This window comes from Streptococcus sp. Z554, assembly GCF_053010305.1.
The window spans coordinates 78,579-99,798 of sequence record NZ_JBRKNV010000002.1; the positions used below are offsets into that span (position 1 = coordinate 78,579).

A 21,220-nucleotide genomic window follows, 5' to 3' on the forward strand; every position below is an offset into this window, starting at 1 on the left:
AGGCATCTTTTCTTGCACAAAAAACTCCCACCTGCTGATCAGATGAGAGTTGTCTACTTTTTATCTATATTTTTCTTATAAAATCTTGTGGATATTGAGCACGCGCCCCTCCAATTAGTTTTGGACGACTAGCAAGGGCAGTTACGTGAGCTTGGCCGATTGATTTCAAAACGGGACGTATCGGCACTTGAACATGCTTGACATGCATCCCAATAGCCGTATCTCCAATATCAAGACCTGCATCGGCTTTTATAAATTCAACCTCTACTGGATCTTTCATATAGCGAAAGGCCGCCAATTGCCCTGATCCTCCAGCGTTCAGTGTTGGAAGAACACTCACAATCTCAAGATTGTATTTGATTGCAACCTCTCGTTCCACAACCAAGGCTCGATTGACATGTTCGCACCCTTGAACTGCTAGGTGGATTCCTCTAGCTGATAAGATTTCTAAGATTCTTTTAACAATTAATTCCCCAATTTCTTGACTAGAGGCTTTCCCGATGTGTCCTCCTATCACCTCACTGGAAGATAAGCCCAAAACAAAGAGAGCTCCCTCATGGAGAGAAGCTTTTGCTAATACATCTTCTAGGATTTCTTCTACCTCTTTTTGTAATTGTCCTTGGTCCATACTTTACCTCACTTACTCCTTTCTATGATATCGTTTTTTCATCATTTTAGCAAGCTAGGGACATGCTTCCACTTTCTATCGACCGTTCTCTCTTTCTTTTAAAATTGAAAAAGACAGAGAATAGCCATCTCTGTCTCGTTTATACATGAATTTATACTTTTTGCAGTCCTTGGACGGCATCGTGATTGATGATGACTTGACCGTATTCTTGGAGAACTGAACGGCTGATATCACTATCATCAGCAAACTCACGCATGCGAGCCAATAACCAAGCTGGATAAAGACTTGGATGATCTTCTACATCAACCAAGACAGTTAGATAGTATTGGTCATTCATCTTGTAAAGTTCTGAAGTTTCCATTTGGTAATCAACTGTTTTCGCAAAAGAAACCAAGCTAGTTAAGTCGTCAAAGCGTAGGATGTAGTAGATATAAGGTTCTCTTCTTCCTTCTTCTACTTCAGCAATTTCATCAATCGCTGCTTCTTCCTCTTTCTCAACCTGCTCTAGAGATTGGATAGCTTCAATATCTTCCTTGGTTTTCTCTGCCATAGTTTTTTCCAATGTTTTCAAAAACTCATCTGGAGACATTTTTGCTAGTTCATCCATATCAGGAAGGTCTGCCAAATCGTCAAAATCCAAATTTTGGTCAATCTTAGACTTGGTTACAAAGACATCAACCTTATCAGGCTTCGGTGTCACTCGGAAACTAAGCATACCTGTATCCAAGAAACTATCTGGCATCTCTAACTCATCCAAAATGGCATAGAAAAACTCTTCTGTTTTTTCTTGTGGAACGAGAAAGTCTGCGATTTCCATTCCACGATCCATCAAATCTTCTAAAGACATGGTGATTTTTAAAGTCGTATCACTGATTTGTTTCATTTTCATAGTTCGTAACCTCATACTTTCAGTTCTATCTATTATACAAGATTTAAATGATTTTATCAAAAGAATGGCGTTGGAATGTGATATAATACTAGTATCTATTTTAGAATGTAAGAAAGAAAGTTTCATGAAAAATATAAAAGTTAATGCTTTGGCTAGCTTGCTGGTCAATATTTTAAACATCGTATTTCCCTTGATTACTAATCCCTATCTAACGCGAATTCTTAGTAAATCAAATTATGGTTACTTTAATACAGCTAACACCTGGGCAAGTTTTGTTATTCCGCTTGCTGCTTTTGGGATCTACAATTATGGTATTCGAGCCATCAGTAAAGTAAAGGATGACAAAAATAAGATTAATTATGTCTTTTCTAAGTTGTTCTATATCTCAGTCATTACTTCAGTTGTAACAACTACTATTTATTTCCTCTTTATTTATTTTGATACTAGTATTGTCAATCTAAAAATCCTTTACTATATCCTTGGAATCCAAGCTCTCTTCCAATTTCTGAATATCGAATGGATGAATGAAGCCTATGAGAATTATTCATTTATCCTTTATAAAACACTAGTGATTCGTATTGGAATGTTGGTTGCTATCTTCGCCTTCGTTAAGACACCTGACGATATTGTTCCTTATGCCACAATCATGAGTGCGACAACCATCATCAACTATCTACTCAGCTTCCTATGGATCAAACGAGAGGTTTCCTTTGTTAAGATTCAAGCTAGCGAACTTCTCAAAGCTTCTAAGCCTCTTATGACCATGCTACTTCTAGCAAATGCTAATATGCTCTATACCTTGCTAGACCGGATGTTCATCACTAAGGGACCTGATGAGAATTTTATCTCCTACTATACCATCGCATCCAGTATCGTCATGCTGATTGCGAGTGTCCTCAGTGGGGCCATCAATGTCAGCATCCCTCGACTTGGTTACTATTTAGGAAAAAAAGATTATAATTCTTATAAGTATTTGGTCAATCAAGGAGCTGCCCTCTTTTTCTTCCTTATAATTCCGACTAGTATCGGAATCATGGTTTTAGGAACCTACGCGACTGTTATTTACTCTTCTGAGAAATACATAGAAGCAGGAATTGTAACCAGCGTCTTTGCCTTTCGAACCATTATCTGGGCTATCGAATTAATCCTTGGAAAGCAAATCATCTTTATCAATGACCACGAAAATCGACTAACAGCCTTTTACTTTATCGGTGGTGGTGTCAATGTAGTCCTAAACTCTCTCCTCCTTTTCAACAACATCTTTACTCCTGCATACTACATCGGAACAACGATTATTGCCGAGACAATCGTCGTTCTACTTGAAACCCGCTTTATTCTGAAGCATAAACTCTTGGATTTGAAAGAAATTTTTGGAACATTAGCTCGTTACACAATTGTATCACTTGGCTTTATCCCAATTTACTATACCTTTAAAATCCTCTTCCAAGTTCATTCATACACAGTCAATATGAATATGCTCAGCATGGTTGTATCTACAATTGCTGGATGTGCTATCTATTATGCCTTAACTCTCTTTGTAATAAAAGATAAAACCCTCCACTATGCTCTTAATCTAGTTCTTGCTAAAATCAAAAGAAGTTAACAAAACACCTATAAGGCTGAGCCTTATAGGTGTTTTAATGATAGAAGAATTTCGTTAAAACCATATAGAAACTTAATTCTTTTCTTGGCTCGTTTGTGTCTTTGGTTCAGTAGATTGATTACTTTCCTCAGACATAAGAGATGAGTTTTCTGTTTGTTGGGTTCTCACTACATCTGTCGTTTCAAATGTGAAACTTTGACTATTTTCTTTCGTTTGTTCCTGGTTCACCTCATTTGTAGTCGTTGTCCAAATTCCATCAGCATTAAGCTTATAACCGTCAGGACTTGTTCCATTTCTGAGGAGAGAACCAGTTGTTTGGAAATAGTACCAGTTGCCATTCAGTTGTTTCCAGCCAGTTTCCATAGCACCGTTAGCATCAAAGTAATAACTTTCATCATCTACTTTGTATAAACCAGTGGCCATCTGACCCTTTTCAGAGTCAAGATAATACTTACGGCCTTTATCTTGGAGCCAACCTGTCTTCATGGCTCCACTGCTTGTGAAGTAATGATAATGATTATCAAACCATTTCCAACCGGTCTGCATAGCGCCACTTGCATTCAAATAATAACGCGAACCATCTATTTCTTGAAGGCCTGTTAACATGATACCTTCTTTATCAAGATAGTACCAAGTATCCTTATCTTTTAACCAACCAGTCTTCATAGCTCCACTGCTTGTGAAGTAATAATAATGGTTATCTAGCCATTTCCAACTGGTCTGCATAGCGCCACTTGCATTGAGATAATAGCGCGAACCATTTATTTCTTGGAAGCCTGTTAACATGACACCTTCTTTATCTAGATAATACCAGATGTCCTTATCCTTGAGCCAACCTGTCTTCATGGCACCACTGCTTACGAAGTAGTAATAATGGTTATTGAGCCATTTCCAACCGGTCTGCATAGCGCCACTTGCATTGAGATAATAGCGAGAACCATTAATCTCTTGAAGGCCTGTTAGCATCACACCTTCTTTATCCAAGTAGTACCAAGTATCTTTATCCTTGACCCAGCCAGTTTTCATAGCCCCAGAACTAGTAAAATAGTTCCAATGACCCTCAATTAAGGCCCAACCAGTTTGCATGATACCATTTTGATTAAAGTAATAGGTAGTGCCGTTGATATTCTTTTTACCAACTGTTCGAATACCATCTTCATCATAATAATACCAGCTTGAACCTTGCTTTTGCCAACTAGATGTGCTACCTTCTGTTTGAAGAGCGCCACTACTTGCAAAGAGCATTTTCTTGCCATTAAAGACTTGTAAGCCAGTCAGCATTTTACCATCTTTATCAAAGAGATATTTTTGACCACCAATTTCAGCTAGTTCATTGTAACGTCTTGCACCGTTTGACTGGATATAGTACCAAGTATTATCATGATAGAACCAACCACCCGCCTGCATTTTGCCATTATTGTTTAGGTAGTAGTCATTAAATTTTGGTTCTCCGTTCCATTCGTCAGTGATACGGAGCCAACGACCACTCTGCATTTGACCTTTTCCATTAAAGAAATAGTTGCTACCATCAATTTCTTGCCAACCGATAGCCATCTGACCATCTTTCAAACGATATTTCCAATGACCATCTTCTTGATACCATTTCTCATCAACAGTAGGAATATTTGGAAAATCTCCTGAAACATTTGTAAAGCCTTTATCACTAATATCAAATACTGTTGCATCCTGAGTTTGGCTAGATGCGTGAATCACTTGAATATTTTTCTTTTGGAGATAATCTCTCGTTGAAGCAACATTTATGTCACCTCCAGTCGTTTGAATGACCATACTAGGAGAAAGGTGATTAATGAAGTCAATTGTATTAGAAATCTTAGCATCATAATGATGATTCCATTTCATCATATCTACTTTGCCAATCACAGGACCTAACTTATCTTCTGCTCCCTCAGCATTATCTAAGTCACCACCAAGATAAATTCTTTTTCCTGCTACAGTTACTACTGCAACAATTGAATTGGAATTATCATCAAGAACTCTCTTTAAGTTCCCATCAGCATCATATTCATTTTTATAATTATAAAGCTGAATTTCCATGTCACCAAATTTGAAATGACTATCCTGATCTTTGATATCTTGAATTAATGTAACACCCTTATTCTGTGCAGCACGAAGAGCATTATCATAATTGAAAAGGTTATCCCACAATCCCCAAGTGCTTGTAATTCGTTGATCCGAATATTTTTTCAAATAGAACTTATCGACTTGATAGCGATTAAGAATTTCATCTGCTCCACCTATGTGATCACTATGAACATGAGTCCCAAGTATAAAGTCTAATTTCTTTACTCCTAACTGATCAAGATGGCGAATTAAGCGATCTTCTAATACTTGATAATTGTTAATAGAAATTCCCCATCGATTTGGATAACGTGTATCCGTTCCATCCGGAAAGTCATAATCCTCTCCCATATCAATCAAAGCATAGTGACCATTACTTTCTAGTAAAATTGCATCACTTCCAGAGTTAGCTTTGGTATTGATAAAATGGATTCGATTCCCTGCACCTGCTGAGATAGTATCTGCATTTACTGTTTGTGCATGAATTATTGTTGCAGATAGAAGCAAGGCGCTAAGTAGAATTGATTTTTTAAAACTTTTCATAAGGTATTCAGCTTTCTCTATTAATTCTATACTCTTTCGTTAATCAATCCAATAATTCTTCTCATTTCCTGGTATCTGTTGGTCAGCAGGAGGTGGAGTCATATAATCTTCCCCAAATTCATAGACAAGAATCTCATGATATCTTCTTGGTACTTTTAGGATTAGATTTTCATATGGCATATCGATTGTATCATACAACCATTCTTTTTTAATACCAGCTGGATAGTATGAGTCATAAGTTGAACAAACTAAGTCTGTAGAGTTTTCAACACTGTATTTTAAAGCAAGTTGTTCAAGTTTTTGATTCCATAATTGAGGAGAAGTAAATCTGAATATTGCGGATGCAATATAACGAGGAAGATTTTTTATCCCTCCATTTTCATATTTAATTCCCTTAAAGTTTAACGACGATAGACGAATTAGTTGTTTATAGAGTTTCATTTTCTTACGATCTTGTTCATCTGTAACAAGACCATCATACGGGAAGACATCTACACAAGTTCCAAGAACAACACTTGAATCTAAAAGATTCGAATCTCTCCGTGTTCGAATATCGTAAACACGCATATAACTATACGGATATCCCTTCGTTTCTCTAAAAGAAATCAGCTTATAGTACGGGTGGTTGTCATTTTTCAGAACTGCGTATAATTTTTCAAATTCATCTCTAGCTAAAGAAATGTCTGTGTCATCATCCCAAGGAATAAAACCTTTATGACGAACAGCACCTAATAAAGTTCCAAAATCAATAAAATATTTGATATCGTGTTTTTCACAAACTTCGTGTAAGTATCCTAGAATATCAAGTTCTACTTGCTTGATTTCTTCAAGGCTTAAGATTCTTTCTGACATTATTTGTCGCTCCTAATCTTTACTTCTTTTTTTAACAACAGTCTATTATTTTCCTATAATCTTCCACAACTTGAAATCATGGTGCGACACTCGCTGCTCAACTGGAGGTAACTGCATGTAATCTCCATAATCTGAAGTTAGAATTTCATGATAATGTTTTGGAATCATAAATTCCTTACCTTCAAAGCTACCAGCTTCAACTTGTTCTAACCACGCACGTTTCCAAACGGGTTTATTCATATCTTTATAGATAACATAGTCCACTAATTCATAATCTTCTACTTTTCTCGATTTAGCTAATTCATCAATCTGAGAAACATACTTATTTGTGTTAGTGAAATAAAAGATAATAACAGAAATATAGCGAATAATTGAATTGACTACACTTTTAGTATTCGTAATTCCTTTAAATGTGTAACAACTTAATTGACGCTTTTTAATAATCTTGGTCATCTTATCTTTAAATGCCTGATCATCTTCATACCCATCTACAGGGAAAATATCAACATAAATCCCCATATCTGAATCGATTCGAACATCTTCTTCTACTAAATAGGTATGATTATCTTGAACTTTCATGAACGGATAGACATAATTGACATTATTTTTATAGGACATAACTTCATATCGTTCATCTGGATGGGCAATCAAATAATCTTGTAGCTTTTCGTAATCATCACGTAGCATACAAATATCCATGTCGTCGTCCCAAGGAATAAAACCATTATGACGAACAGCCCCAATTAAACTACCATAGGACAAGAAATATTTAACACCAATTTTCTGACAAACTTCATGGATATACTCCATGATTCCTAACTCCATCTGTTGAATTTCAGAAATATCAGTTACTTCCTTGTAACGAATATTTTTTTCTTTCTCACAGATCATTAGACCATATCCTACAACTAACCAAAAAATGATGTTGATGAAGTTGGTCGAATACATAATTTGGCTCTCAAACAACTGACCAAATAAAATTCCAAAGAATAGAATCATGATTAGTTTCTCACTATTTTTCTTTGATTTAATCATGTAAGAAACAAAACGGAAACCTACATAAGCAACAATGAGTAAGAAAGAAATGAGACCCAAGAAGCCGGAACTCACAAAAATTGTAACAAAGATATTGTGGAAATTACCTCCAATAAGTGAGTTTGTAATTTCAAATTTACTAAAATACTTTGTGTAATAATCGGATACGTTTCGAACACCATAACCAAATAGGGGTTTTGCACTTCCCATTTTGATTGCATTTTTCCAAATATATGTACGTCCACTTGGAGTCGTTTCAATCAAGTGAAGCTCCCCATTTTTCTTAGCAACATCTGAATCAGTTTCAGAATACGATTCACCTTTATTTAAGTCAATTACAGTTGCCTTGGCTGCTGAAATATATACCGAAGTTAAATAACTAATACCAATATTGCTAGCTGTTAGTAAGATACTAGCTACTAAAAAAGTTAGCCATTTTTTGGCAAATCTTCCCCTAGTGACAAAAATACAATAGAATACTAGCATTAGAAGAACTGATAAAAGAGCTCCCCTACTTTGCATGGTTGCAAAATAAACTAACTGAATGACATTATTAATTTTAAGATAAACAGAGTATTTGCTTCCCTTATGTATTAAATACATAGCAAAAATTATACTAATGTATGAGAAAATCGCACTAGCGTTAGGGTTAACAAATCCCCATAATCGGCCATTCATTACTCCGTAATAATAAGAATTCTCTCCAATTTGAAATAGAATTAAAACTCTCGAAAGTAATAAACCAAAAGCAAATATAGCCGAACCAAATGAGACAATCTGTATGGTTCCTGCAATCATACCTAATAACTTCCTTAGCTGATCAGGTTTTACCATGGTAAATAATAAAACATAAGCCAGCATAAAGAAAATTTCAACCATATTTCCGAGCAGGTGTCCAGATCTATTAATGAGCGCTGATAAAAAGTGACTGCCCACTAAAAGACCAAATAGGGTAAGAAACTTCTTATCTATCTCTATTCGTTTCCAATTAAACAATAAAGTTAAACAAATTGACAGAACAACAACTGCTGAAATCCCCTTATAAATCGGATTGGTGACTTTATAAATTAACGAACTCATGCTTAAAATCGAAATGAAAACAAAAAAATATGAAATCCACAATTTTGATTTTTCAAAGCATTCATTCATTTTTGAAAAATTCATCTTCAACTCCTTTAATAACATTATTTATTCAAGCCTACAATTTGTCTATAAATCCATGGAGAAATTCCTAGTGACAAAATGGCTATTTTCCGAAAACTAGTAAAATAAGGATCTCTCAATATTTCCGAGAAATGACTAAGTATCCACTTTCTCAATTGAGTTTTCTCTTTTTTATATTCTGTCGAATCTGTGAAGATTATTTTATCGTACACTGTAATATAAGACCAAGATTCTCTATTTACTAATTCGGGTTTTAATTGAGGGAAACATTGATAAACTTTAGGAATAATGATTTTATATACTTCTATAGTATCAAAAACATGACTATTCACAGATGTAGTTGCACTTCCCTCTCTATGATCATAATAGTATATTGGTTTGTCTATAAAAACACTATTACATTTTGTTTCAAGTATAACTTCTGTTAAGAATAGAGCATCTTCTGCTAAATGATAATCTGTACTAAATTTAAAATCTTCAATTAATTCCTTTTTAAATAATTTTGCAACAGGGAAAAAAGAAGTTCGAGTAGTCATCAATAGTTCTTTCATGGTTTGCTCAGCAGACCATACTGACTCTTGACCTGAAAAATCAGGCAAATCTGTTACTTGTCCATTTTTTACATGATGCAAACGAGCAACTGAGAAACCAACAGAAATATCTGATTTTACTGCACTTATCAAAGTTTCCAAATAATCTGGCGTAATAAAATCATCACTATCAACAAAAGTTATCCATTCTCCAGTTGAGTTTTGAATACCTACATTTCTAGCATTGGAGACTCCAGCATTCTCAAGATGAAAAACCTTGATATTCTCATTTTTAGAAGCCAGCTGATCACACAAGTCACCACTCTGGTCTGTCGAACCATCATTAATAAGTAGCAATTCAAAATTGGTATAAGTCTGCTTTAAAATCGACTCAACACATCGTTCAAGATAATTTTCTACGTTGTATACAGGAACAATGATACTAATTTTTTCTTGCATTGTATTCTCCCATATATTCTCTATAGCTCTTATCCATATCTGCTATTATGGCATCGTGGTGAGGTACTTGCTTGTCTGCAGGCGGTGGTGTCATATAGTCACCAAAAGCTGTACTAAGATAGGCATCATAACCAACCGGAATAGGCATTTCTGTCCCTTCAAAAGTCACAAATAGACTGTCTTCAAAGGCTTGGATTGGGTATTTGTTTTTCATATAGCCAGGCCCTGAACATAATTCTGTAATACCATCACTTTCAGCTGGTCCATACTTGGTCATTTCTTTCTCAGCCTTTTTCCAGATACGATAGCGAAGTGGCTTAGGTGTCAATCCTAATAAAATAGTGCTACCCCACTTCATGAGAGCTCCATGCTTTTCTGGGATGGTTTGTGCACAAAATAGGGAATAAATCAAAGCCCAGCGAACTTGTTTCTTTCGCTCTACTGGATTTTTAGGATAATAGTCCAAGGGAAGAACGTCCAAAGCCAGACCATGAGGAAGATTTAAATCCTGCTGATAGGGTTTGATACAAGTTGTTTCCTTATCTCGAATCGTGATAAAGAGGTTACGGTCCACATAGTCTTTAGAACTCTTTGAAAGAAAGTAACGTTCATCCGCATATTGAGGCCATAACTCTGCTAGTTTTTCATAGTCCTTTCGTGGCATAAAGAAGTCCAAATCATCATCCCAAGGGATAAATCCTTTATTTCGTAGGGCTCCGATAGCTCCTCCACCACATAAATAGCAGAGCAAGTCGTGTTCTTTACAAAAGGCGACAAAATATTCAGCCATCTCTAAGCTACGGGCTTGAATTGCCTTTAAATCACTCATCTCATTCTCATCCTCTTCTATAGAATTACATTATTTCATTATACCATAAAAGGGGCCAAAAAATCCATCAGACCATGTGAAAAATCAAAGTCTGAGACACCCATTTAGCCAGATGTTTCAAGCTTTGATTTTAATAATTTTTTTATCTAAATCCCATTTGGGCCAGTTTAGCCTGATAGGCTTTTTGATCCACTCGAAGTGCTTGGCCTCCATACACATCATAGTCATCTACCCAATCTCCAAGTTCCGGTACTGTCAGTCTCTCAATACCGTTCTGACCTCCTTCAAGAACTGATAGGCCATTGGTCAATAAGAAGGTATAAGGTAGGTTTGTTGAGGTCATAGCAAAAACTTTCCCAAGAGCTTCTGAACCCGTAAACAGTTTTGTCGGATCTTTGATCTGTTGTAGGACGGCGGTCATAACCTGTTGCTGTCTACGAGTACGGCCATAGTCCCCTTCATCATCGTCACGGAAACGAGCATAGTTAAGAAGAGTTGAACCATTCATTTGTTGTTTACCAACTCGAATGGTTTGAGTTGGTGACTCAGTTGCCGTTGCGTGCAAGTCATCACCTACTGTCGCTTCTGTGACTGGAACCCCATTTAAGATTGAAAATTGGGCATCGATAGTTACACCATCAGGGAAAAGGGTATCTATTGCAGTTGCAAAGGCTTGGAAATCAACGAGAGCATAATATTTGATATCCAGATCAAAATTATCCTTGAGGACCTTGCGAACCATTTCGGCTCCTTGTTTTCCTTCTTGTTCCCCTAATTCATAGGCCAAATTTAACTTGTGATCAGCTTGTTTCTGACCATCGATAACTTGACTATAGCCATCAATGTAAACCAAGTTGTCACGCATAAAGCTAACGAGCTTGATTTTTTTATCCTTACCACTTACGTTTAGAACCATGACTGAGTCTGTCCGCGTTTCGGAACTATCTTGTCCGATCCGCCCATCTGTTCCCAAAATCAGAATATTTACACCATCTCGTGTATCTTGACCGTTAAAAACTTCAACTTGAGCAGCTTTGACATCCTTAGGATTATTAGAGTTAGCAGACTGGAAGCCCTTTAGGAACATGAAAATCATTCCCACTGCTGCACAAAGCAACAGCATTCCTAACCAAGCAAGGATGCGTTTAAATCGAAAAATTCTTTTCTTTTTGGGCTTCTCGACTTTTTCTTGTTTGATTTTTTCTTTCTTAACTTTTTGCTTTGGAACTTTACGTCGAGAGCTACGACTTCTATTGCCATAAGTTGGAAGGCCTATATTAGATTCTTCTTGAGGGAGTTCTTCCAAATCCTCACGATAAACTTGATGAACTTCTTGTTGCGGCTTGTCCAATTTAGCTTGTAAAAAGGCAAATTCCCGCTTTTCTTTCTCGTTTAGATAGTGAATATTCTTCAAGAGATAGTCATAACGTAGTTTTTCATGATGTGTTAGAGGATTCTCTCTAGTCATAGGTTCTCCTTCCCTTTATCTTGTATGGTATAGATAGGGTAAGCTCCCAGTACTTTATACTGGATTCCAATTGTTTCTAATTCTTCTTGAGCAAAGTGGACCAGTCCTTTATCAGCATAGTCCACATCTATGATAAAAAAGTATTCCCCCAGTGCTGTTTTTAGAGGACGGCTCTCAATCTTCGTCAGGTCAATTCCCCGCCAAGCAAAGGTAGAAAGAGCCTTATACAAAGCCCCAGGTAGATTATCTGGCAAGGTCAAGGCTAGGCTCATCTTTTCAGAATCTGCATTCAAGGGGATTTGTGGTAAGTTAGGTCCTAAAACCCAGAAACGCGTAAAATTAGCTTCCATTTCTTGGATATCTTGAGCGACCAGTTCCAATCCATATTCCTCAGCAGAGCTCTTGGGAGCAATAGCTGCAAAAGGTTGATCCGGATGTTCAGAAACATACCGCGCCGCGTAGGCTGTACTGGCAGTGACTTCTAATTGAGCATTGGGAAAATGTTCATCGATAAATTTCTTCCCTTGAGCCAATGCCTGCGGATGAGAAAAGATTTTTTCAATCCTAGACTGGCCTAGAACTGCCATTAGCTGTTGATGAATGGGCTGAACAATCTCTGCTACAGCCTGAATATGAGCTTGATGAAAAAGATAGTCCAAGGTTTCATGAACACTACCTTCTATGGAGTTTTCAACTGGCACTACTGAATAGTCTACCAATCCCTGTTCATAGGCCTTGATAACGTCTGTAATATTTGAAAAAGGCTCTAGTTCCTCATGAGGAAAAGCCGTTTGCACCACATGGTGCGAAAAAGATCCTTTGGGACCTAGATAGGCAATTTTCATTTCAGTTCCTCTATAATGTCATCTGGGTTTAAACGTGATACATCTACAACCTGATTAGCTACTTCCTCATACCAAGCTTGTCTTTCTTTAAAAATCGCAGCCAAATCTTCCTTGCTATTTTTTAAAAATAGTGGTCGTTGATTGTCCTTATCGACTGAAATTCGTTGGTAAAGGGTCTCAAAATCTGCTTTTAGGTAGATATTATCTGGATTTTCCTTCAGCAAAGCCCGATTACGTGGGGAAATGACTACCCCTCCACCAGTTGAAATGACTTGGTCTGTTTTTAGCAAATCAGCTAAAACCTCTGATTCTACCTGACGAAAGGTTGCTTCTCCTTTTTCTTCAAAGAAACGAGCAATCGGCATCCCTAGTCGTTCTTCCAGCAAAGCATCCATGTCTACAAAATCAGGATCCAGCTTTCTAGCAATAGTCGTTTTCCCTGAACCCATAAATCCTAATAAAACCTTAGCCATGAATCAAAGTCTCCAAATCATCAAAGAAGCTTGGATAGCTGGTGTTGATGGCTTCGGCACGATCCAATTCAACTTCTCCATCTGCAACTAAAAGAGCGGCAATGGCTGTCATCATACCGATACGGTGGTCACCAAAGGTATTGACGTTGGCACCATGGAGGGCAGATTTCCCTTTGATAATCATGCCATCTGCCGTAGGAGTGATGTCAGCTCCCATGCTATTTAAAGCATCTGCGACAACTTGAATGCGATCCGTTTCTTTAACCTTGAGTTCCTCTGCATCTTTGATAACTGTTTGACCTTGAGCTTGGGTAGCAAGGAGCGCGATAATCGGCAATTCATCAATTAAACGTGGAATCAAGGCTCCACCAATTTCTGTTCCCTTCAAATATGAAGTTTCAACAGTTAAGGTTGCAGATTTAGCAATTGGATCAATATCAGTCATCTCTAATTTCCCACCCATAGCACGGATAACATCGATAATCCCTGTACGAGTTTCGTTAATACCAACATTCTTAAGTACCACACGAGAATTTGGAACAATCAAACCTGCGACCAACCAAAAGGCTGCACTAGAAATATCTCCAGGTACCACAACTGTTTGTCCAGTCAGTTTTTGAGGACCATTAACTCTAATTGTTTTACCATCGACACTCAAGTCTCCACCAAACTGACGGAGCATATCTTCTGTATGATTACGAGTGCACTCCTTCTCGACAATGACTGACTGGCCTTGAGCCTGCAAAGCCGCGAAGATCAAAGCTGACTTGACTTGAGCAGAAGCAATTGGCAATTCGTAATGAATAGGTCTTAAATTTTTCGTTCCTTTTAAGTGTAAAGGTGGCAAGTCTCGTTCTGTTTGACCTGAAATTGTAACTCCCATTTTTTTCAAGGGAAGAGTTACACGATCCATTGGGCGTTTAGAAAGACTATCATCTCCAAACATCTCTACTTCAAAGTCTGCGCCAGCAAGGACACCTGAAATCAAACGAATAGATGTCCCAGAATTCCCCATATCAAGGGCATTCTGAGGTTCTTTCAGTCCATCCATCCCAACACCTTGAATAGTAACGACACCGTCCTTATCCTCAATCTCTACGTCGAGGTCACGAAATACCTGCATGGTTGAAAGAACATCTTCACCTCGCAGGATATCATAAACCTTAGTTTCGCCCTCAGCTAAGCTTCCAAAAATAATAGATCGATGACTGATGGACTTATCCCCTGGCACGCGAATGCTACCATTTAAGTGCTTAATGTTTGTTTTTAACTTCATACTAGTCCTCATACTGGCAATACTTTTTCTTATTTTATCATAAAAAGTCAGAAATTTCTTAAAAATTCCTGACTTTATGAGGTAAATTCTTATTTCAACAATTCTGAAATTGGTTCAAAGACAATTTTTTCAATATCAGAGAGGTAGATAGAAAGTTGTTGCTGTTTGGCAAAGAAGGCTGACAGAAGAGCATTGCCTTGAATCTGCTTGCCAAAGTTTTCCATTTTTTCTTGGAAAGAAGCATCTGGAATTTGACCAGTTTGCGCCATGACTTGGATTTCATGCTGAAAGGCAATGTAATCCGCAAAAATCTTGCTAGCTTCTGCATCCGCTTGGATAGCATCTCTAGCTTCCTTAACGGCCTTGTATTCAGGTAACTCACGTAGCCCGCGACTAAGTGTATTTGCACTATCATAAATGTTTGACATAATTGTCCTCCTTTATTTAATAACGACTGTATAGTCCGTATTTTCTGTAATTAAGCGCTCAGCTCGTTCCAAGTCCTGAGCATTTTTAAATGATATCTGCAGAATCCCGTGAACATCTTCACGGTTTTCCTCGTTGATATGGAGATTGACCAAGGAAGTTCCTCGCAGCAATTCCAAGATGCGTAAAATCACATCTTCTTCATCGGGAACGTCTACATAGAGGTCAAATGAGCTATCTACTCCTCCGCGTTTATGGATTTCCATAGCTTGACGTTGCTCACGCGCTTGATTGAAAAAGTTCCAGATTTGATTTTCATCACCCTTACTGATAGCTTGTCCAATCTCATCCAAACGCTCCTTAAAATCCTCGATGCGTTCAATAATGGTCTCTCGATTGGATAAGAGGATAGAAGTCCACATACCTGGCTCACTTTCGGCGATGCGAGTCATATCACGAAAACCACCTGCCGCAAAACGTCGGGTCATTTCATGTTGCTCAGCATAATCTGCAGTTTGTTCCATCAGGCCTGATGCTAAAATATGAGGAAAATGACTAATTTGAGATGTCACTCGGTCATGTTCTTCAGCGTCGATTTCAATGAAACGTGCATGAAGACCAGACAGCAAGTCTTTCATTTCTTCAAGAGTATCTGGAGTCGTCAGACTAGATGGTGTGAAGATATAGTAGGCATTTTCAAAAAGATTGACATCTGCAGAAGCTGCTCCTGTCTTGTGACTCCCTGCCATGGGATGCCCACCGATAAATCGAACAGATTTCCCTACAAAATTCTCCTCCGCTGCAGTCACAATAGCTGACTTGGTTGAACCAGCATCAGAAATAATGACGCCTTCCTTCAAATCCAAAGTTGCCAACTTCTTGATAAAGGTGAGAGTCTGCTGGATAGGAAGTGTCAAAATAATCATATCTGCTAGTGGAGCAAAACTGGCAAAATCATCTGTCGCACGGTCAATCATTCCCCGCTCCAAGGCGATATCTCTAGACGCCTGACTACGATTGTATCCTAAAACTTCATAATCAGGATGATCCCGCTTGATTCCGAGTGCCATCGAAGCACCAATCAAACCCAATCCTGCGATATAGATGGTTTTCGCCATAAGAACTCCTTAATAATGTTTTGTATACTCCCGATGTTTAGCAACAGCTTCTTTTAATTCTTCTAGATTATCAGATGAGAATTTCTCTAAGATTTCCTGGGCTAGGACCGTTGCTACTACTGCTTCCATGACGACACCTGCTGCTGGAAGAGCGGTTGGATCACTTCTCTCCACCGTTGCTTTATAAGGCTCATGGGTTTCGATATCCACACTCATCAAGGGCTTATAGAGAGTCGGAATTGGTTTCATGACTCCACGAACAACAATGGGCTGTCCATTGGTCATTCCACCTTCGAAACCTCCAAGGTTATTAGTCCGACGAGTATAGCCATCTTCTTTAGACCAGAGGATTTCATCCATGACTTGGCTACCCTTAAGATGGCCTGCTTTAAAACCAAGACCGAACTCCACACCCTTAAAGGCATTGATAGAAACAACAGCTTGAGCTAGTCTCGCATCTAGTTTGCGATCCCATTGAACATAAGAACCAAGACCAACCGGAACACCACCGACAACTGTTTCGACAACACCTCCGATGGTATCCCCATCTCGCTTAATCTGGTCAATATAGTCCTTAATCTCCTGCTCACGTTCTTGGTTGACGATAGAAACTTCAGACTGGGCAGCCAGTTTCTTAATCTCTGAGACTGTTAAGTTTTCTGGAACATTGATTTCCTTACCACCAAAGACAACAACATGGTTAGCAATTTCGATATCAAGCTCAGCTAAAAGCCGCTTGGCTACTGCTCCAACTGCAACCCGCATAGTCGTTTCACGGGCAGATGAACGTTCCAAAGAATTTCTCAAATCATCAAAACGGTATTTAATCCCGCCAACTAAATCTGCGTGACCTGGGCGAGGATGAGTGATTTTTCGTTTGCTTTTAAGTTTATCCTCAATATCCTCGGCAGCCATGATATCCAGCCATTTTTGGTGGTCTTTATTAATGACATCCATGGTAATAGGAGCCCCTGTCGTCTTCCCATGCCGAACTCCAGAAGTAAAGACTACCTGATCGCTCTCAATCTTCATGCGCCCACCACGACCGTAACCGCCTTGACGGCGTTTGAGATCCTCATTGATATCCTCTGCAGTCAAAGGAAGTCCTGCTGGAATTCCTTCAATGATTGCTGTCAGACGAGGACCATGTGATTCTCCTGCTGTTAAATATCTCATACATTCTCCTTATTTTACCAAGTATTCTTTCATTTCTTCGAGAGAAACTGGATGAATCATTGCTGAACCAAGTTCTGGTACCAAAACTAACTTCAAAGTATTGCCACGTGCTTTCTTGTCATGAGTCAAAGCCTGATAAAGCTTGTCAAGATCCCAGTTTTCGTACTCAACTGGAAGACCAAATTTCTGACACATTTCTCGGATAGACTGGGTTATTCCAGCTGGCATGAGTCCTTTTTCTTCGGCTACCTTAGAGACCTGAACCATTCCCATGGCTACTGCCTCACCGTGCATGACACGCCCATAACCAGCAGTTGCCTCAATAGCATGGCCAATTGTGTGACCAAAGTTGAGATAGAGACGAATGCCATTGTCCAATTCATCTTCAACTACCATCTTGCGTTTCACCTGACAAGAATGCTCAATCAAACTCTCTGAATGTTCCAAAATGCTTTCCACAGAACCATCCATTTCAGATAATAGGTTCCAAAGTTCTGGGTCTTCGATGAGGCCATACTTGATGACTTCACCCATTCCTTCAATCAATTCTCTCTTACCTAAGGTTTCAAGGACAAGTGGATCAATCAAAACTCCATCTGGTTGAGCAAATGTCCCCACCATATTCTTGGCAAAAGGAGTGTTCACTCCAGTTTTTCCACCGATTGAAGAATCAACCTGGGCAGTTAAACTAGTTGGAATCTGAACAAAATGAATTCCTCGCATATAGGTAGAAGCTACAAAGCCAGCCAAGTCTCCGACAACTCCGCCACCGAGGGCAACGATACCATCACTACGAGTTAAGCCTTGTTTAACTAAAAATTCGTAGACTTTCTGAACAGTTGTTAGGTTCTTTCTTTCTTCACCTTCTAAAAAGTCAAAAATCGTCACTTGAAAACCAGCAGCCTCAATACTGAGTTTTACTTTTTCTGCATAGAGGGAAGCCACACGGTTATCCGTTATAATCACAATTTTTTGTGGTTGCCAAAGTTCTCGCAACCATGTTCCTGCTTGAGACAAGCATCCTTTTTCAATCTGAATATCGTATGGATGATGTGGAAGGTCGATTCTGATTTTCATAGCAAGTCTCCTTTTTCTTTATTGATACTTTTGTTTTAATGATTCCCAGATTTGATCTGTTGGCATTTCCTTGCCTGTCCATAACTGAAAAGCTTCCGCAGCTTGGTAAAGCAGCATGCCAAGGCCATTGATAGATTGATTTCCCTGCTTTCTTGCCCATTTCAAAAATGGGGTTTCAAAGGGTTGGTAAATGACATCTGCCACCAAGAGCTTCTTTGGTAAAACGATGCTTGTCGGGATTGGCTGAGAGACTCTATCCATACCCACACTCGTAGCATTTACTAAGAGGTCGGCTTGAGTGATGCTGTCTTGAAGCTCTTGAACATCCTCTAAGGCAAATAAATCTACTCTAAATCCAGTCGCTTTCTGTAGTTTTTCCAAGTAAGGTCTTGTTTTTTCCATGGATGACGAGCGAACAAAGACAGAAATCTGGCTCACTCCATCCAAGATTGCCTGTGCCAAAATGGCCTTGGCTGCACCGCCTGCTCCTAACAAAACCATTCTTTTCCCGGAAATTTTAAAAGAAGGCAAGCTCTTAAAGAATCCCTTGCCATCTGTGTTATATCCAATTAATGTTCCTTCTTGATTCACAACTGTATTCACTGCACCAATTAAACAAGCCTCTTCGCTCAACTGGTCCAGATAAGGAATCACTTGTTCCTTGTAAGGCATGGAAAGATTGATTCCATACATCTGGTAGCGACGAATATTGGCAACTGTCTCTGCTAGTTCAGTCGCATCTACTTCCCAAGCAAGATAAACACCATTGGTATTGGTTGCTTCAAAAGCACTATTATGAATGAAGGGAGAAATGGAGTGTTTGATAGGATTTGCGACTACAGCTACTAAACGTGTGTAGCCATCAATCTTCATTTAAAATCTCCCTAATTTTTGTCATGCTAGATAGTGAAATTTGTCCTGGAGCACTAGCTTCATCCAGACTTGCAAAAGACCAACTAGATCCAGTCACATCTGAAGTAATACGAGAGACCTTACCTACTTTTCCCATAGAAATCGTTACATATTCTTGTTCAGGATTCAGTGTTTTAAATCCGCGTGTAAAGTTCATCAGATCCAAGACATCTTGTTCTGTATTCGCCATAACAGCTATTTTCACAATTTTAGGATTTAAACTTGTTAACTCAGACAAAATTTCCATTAGATTTTCAGGTGTTTCTTGGAAGTTATGGTAGCTCAAGACGAGATTTGGAAAATCCAACATCTGATCAAAAACATCCTTGTACCTAAAGTACTCAAAATCAATATAATCTGGTTGATAAAGCTGTGCTACTTCCTTGATCATTTGAACATACTCTTCTGAAGAGAGCTCAATTTGACCACCCTCGGCACGAGTACGTAAAGTGAAAACAAGCTCACGACCTGCAAATTTTTCAAAAATAGCTGGCGCTACCTGCAAAATAGCTTCCTTAGGTAAGAAGTCAGCTCGCCACTCAATGATATCAGCATCTTGGTAGCGCAACACATCAATAGCCTGAGCCTCTTCTATACTTCTTGGCATTACGGAAACAATTAATTTCATTTACTAACCTTCATGGTAATCACTTTGAGGTAATTACTACTTTCATCTTTTTCATTGTAGACAAAGTCTGCTGGAAGTCCATATTTTTGAAGAACCTGATAGTTTCTTCCTGCAAAACCTTTGTTAATTTGTTCTGTAAATTTTTGACGGGAAACATTAGCAGCATTGGTACTAGCAATAATGATTCCACCTGGATTTAAAATCTCTAAGCTTTGAGAAATCAACTTGTGATAATCCTTAGCTACAGAGAAGGTTTGTTTTTTATTTCGGGCAAAGCTAGGTGGATCCAGAACAATCACGTCATAGCTTAAACCTTTCCTCTTAGCATATTTAAAGTATTCAAAGACATCCATGACAAGCAAGCGATGATTGTCTAGACTCAAACCATTGGCAGCAAAATGAGCTGCTGATAATTCTCTTGAACGCTTAGCCAAATCCACAGAAGTCGTTTCAATAGCTCCCCCCATAGCTGCAGCAACTGAGAAGGCCGCTGTGTAGGAAAACATATTGAGCAAGGATTTCCCCATTGCTAAACCATCAACCAAGCTCCCACGAACTTCATGCTGATCCAAGAAAATCCCTGTCATAAGGCCGTCATTCATAAAGACTTGGTACAAGACTCCATTCTCAAGAACAGTGAAATATTCAGCTGCTTCTTGACCATAGATATGGGCAGACTCATAGTCTAGACCTTTAAAGCGTATCTTTTCATAAGCACCTAAGACTTCTGGAAAAACTTGACGAAAAGCTGCTATAATCTCTTGGCGAAGACTATAAATATAGGAGTTATACCACGAGAAAACAACATAATCCCCGTAGAGGTCCAGAGTCATTCCACCAAAACCATCACCTTCTTGATTAAACAAACGAAAGGCCGTTGTCAACTCATCTTGATAGTAGGTAGAACGTTTTAGTTTAGCTTGCTCAAACAAACTTTCAAAAAAAGTTTGATTAAAAGAAATTTTCTGGTTAGATACAAACCAACCAATCCCCTTATTTTGACGAGATAAATAAGCCTTTCCTAAAAACTCATTGCTTTGGCTGAAGAGTTCAACTTCCTGATCCGTTTCAGATAAATCTGGAAAATCAACTTCTTCCAAAAGCACTTGACCTTTGCGGAGCTTTTTTTCGATACGCCGACTGACGAATACTTTATTCATAGATACAATTATATCAAATTTGTTGAAAATTCACAAAATAGAAACTGCTT

At 38.4% G+C, this 21,220-nt stretch carries 19 protein-coding genes; 1 reads left to right on the forward strand and 18 read right to left on the reverse strand.

Annotated elements, in window-relative coordinates; translation table 11 throughout:
* Positions 1–64: 64 nt before the first annotated feature.
* The gene (locus tag ACVC7R_RS02800) at positions 65–628 is read right to left on the reverse strand and encodes a TIGR01440 family protein (protein ID WP_447263439.1); all 564 of its coding nucleotides are present in this window, start codon (positions 626–628) and stop codon (positions 65–67) included.
* Between the two features lie 151 nt (positions 629–779).
* Positions 780–1,517, reverse strand: a complete 738-nt coding sequence (gene mecA / locus ACVC7R_RS02805; protein ID WP_447263440.1) for an adaptor protein MecA — start codon at positions 1,515–1,517, stop codon at positions 780–782.
* 124 nt (positions 1,518–1,641) lie between these two features.
* Between mecA and ACVC7R_RS02810 the strand changes: the two genes are divergently transcribed.
* Positions 1,642–3,120 (forward strand): oligosaccharide flippase family protein, encoded by a 1,479-nt coding sequence (locus tag ACVC7R_RS02810; RefSeq protein ID WP_447263441.1) that lies wholly within the window; start codon positions 1,642–1,644, stop codon positions 3,118–3,120.
* A gap of 72 nt (positions 3,121–3,192) precedes the next feature.
* Here ACVC7R_RS02810 and ACVC7R_RS02815 read toward each other — a convergent pair whose 3' ends face one another.
* The 16 genes from ACVC7R_RS02815 to ACVC7R_RS02890 all read right to left on the reverse strand — a co-directional run bounded on the left by ACVC7R_RS02815 (position 3,193) and on the right by ACVC7R_RS02890 (position 21,170).
* Positions 3,193–5,742: an MBL fold metallo-hydrolase gene (locus tag ACVC7R_RS02815; protein WP_447263442.1), complete on the reverse strand. Its 2,550-nt coding sequence runs from the start codon at positions 5,740–5,742 to the stop codon at positions 3,193–3,195.
* A gap of 39 nt (positions 5,743–5,781) precedes the next feature.
* Positions 5,782–6,594 (reverse strand): LicD family protein, encoded by an 813-nt coding sequence (locus ACVC7R_RS02820; RefSeq protein WP_447263443.1) that lies wholly within the window; start codon positions 6,592–6,594, stop codon positions 5,782–5,784.
* Positions 6,595–6,639: 45 nt separating this feature from the next.
* On the reverse strand, positions 6,640–8,793 hold the full coding sequence (locus ACVC7R_RS02825; protein ID WP_447263444.1) for a LicD family protein: 2,154 nt from the start codon (positions 8,791–8,793) through the stop codon (positions 6,640–6,642).
* A 20-nt stretch (positions 8,794–8,813) separates the two neighbouring features.
* Positions 8,814–9,782, reverse strand: coding sequence for a glycosyltransferase family 2 protein (locus ACVC7R_RS02830; RefSeq protein ID WP_447263445.1), 969 nt, complete (start codon positions 9,780–9,782; stop codon positions 8,814–8,816).
* Positions 9,766–10,611 (reverse strand): LicD family protein, encoded by an 846-nt coding sequence (locus tag ACVC7R_RS02835; protein WP_447263446.1) that lies wholly within the window; start codon positions 10,609–10,611, stop codon positions 9,766–9,768. The genes ACVC7R_RS02830 and ACVC7R_RS02835 overlap by 17 nt, the downstream gene beginning before the upstream one ends.
* Positions 10,612–10,753: 142 nt before the next feature.
* On the reverse strand, positions 10,754–12,079 hold the full coding sequence (locus ACVC7R_RS02840; RefSeq protein ID WP_447263447.1) for an LCP family protein: 1,326 nt from the start codon (positions 12,077–12,079) through the stop codon (positions 10,754–10,756).
* The gene (gene pheA / locus ACVC7R_RS02845) at positions 12,076–12,924 is read right to left on the reverse strand and encodes a prephenate dehydratase (RefSeq protein WP_447263448.1); all 849 of its coding nucleotides are present in this window, start codon (positions 12,922–12,924) and stop codon (positions 12,076–12,078) included. The genes ACVC7R_RS02840 and pheA overlap by 4 nt, the downstream gene beginning before the upstream one ends.
* Positions 12,921–13,397: a shikimate kinase gene (locus ACVC7R_RS02850; RefSeq protein WP_447263449.1), complete on the reverse strand. Its 477-nt coding sequence runs from the start codon at positions 13,395–13,397 to the stop codon at positions 12,921–12,923. The genes pheA and ACVC7R_RS02850 overlap by 4 nt, the downstream gene beginning before the upstream one ends.
* On the reverse strand, positions 13,390–14,673 hold the full coding sequence (aroA, locus tag ACVC7R_RS02855) for a 3-phosphoshikimate 1-carboxyvinyltransferase (protein ID WP_447263450.1): 1,284 nt from the start codon (positions 14,671–14,673) through the stop codon (positions 13,390–13,392). The genes ACVC7R_RS02850 and aroA overlap by 8 nt, the downstream gene beginning before the upstream one ends.
* 89 nt (positions 14,674–14,762) lie before the next feature.
* Positions 14,763–15,101, reverse strand: a complete 339-nt coding sequence (locus tag ACVC7R_RS02860) for a YlbF/YmcA family competence regulator (RefSeq protein ID WP_447263451.1) — start codon at positions 15,099–15,101, stop codon at positions 14,763–14,765.
* 12 nt (positions 15,102–15,113) lie between these two features.
* Positions 15,114–16,217, reverse strand: a complete 1,104-nt coding sequence (locus ACVC7R_RS02865; RefSeq protein WP_447263452.1) for a prephenate dehydrogenase — start codon at positions 16,215–16,217, stop codon at positions 15,114–15,116.
* A gap of 9 nt (positions 16,218–16,226) precedes the next feature.
* Positions 16,227–17,393 carry a chorismate synthase gene (aroC, locus tag ACVC7R_RS02870; RefSeq protein WP_447263453.1) on the reverse strand — a complete coding sequence of 389 codons (1,167 nt, stop codon included), beginning with the start codon at positions 17,391–17,393 and terminating at the stop codon, positions 16,227–16,229.
* 9 nt (positions 17,394–17,402) lie between these two features.
* On the reverse strand, positions 17,403–18,470 hold the full coding sequence (gene aroB, locus ACVC7R_RS02875; RefSeq protein ID WP_447263454.1) for a 3-dehydroquinate synthase: 1,068 nt from the start codon (positions 18,468–18,470) through the stop codon (positions 17,403–17,405).
* A gap of 18 nt (positions 18,471–18,488) precedes the next feature.
* Positions 18,489–19,343 (reverse strand): shikimate dehydrogenase, encoded by an 855-nt coding sequence (locus tag ACVC7R_RS02880; RefSeq protein ID WP_447263455.1) that lies wholly within the window; start codon positions 19,341–19,343, stop codon positions 18,489–18,491.
* A complete protein-coding gene (gene aroD, locus ACVC7R_RS02885) occupies positions 19,333–20,010 on the reverse strand; it encodes a type I 3-dehydroquinate dehydratase (protein ID WP_447263456.1) in 678 nt (225 codons plus the stop codon). The genes ACVC7R_RS02880 and aroD overlap by 11 nt, the downstream gene beginning before the upstream one ends.
* Positions 20,007–21,170, reverse strand: coding sequence for a class I SAM-dependent rRNA methyltransferase (locus ACVC7R_RS02890; RefSeq protein WP_447263457.1), 1,164 nt, complete (start codon positions 21,168–21,170; stop codon positions 20,007–20,009). The genes aroD and ACVC7R_RS02890 overlap by 4 nt, the downstream gene beginning before the upstream one ends.
* Positions 21,171–21,220 lie beyond the last annotated feature (50 nt).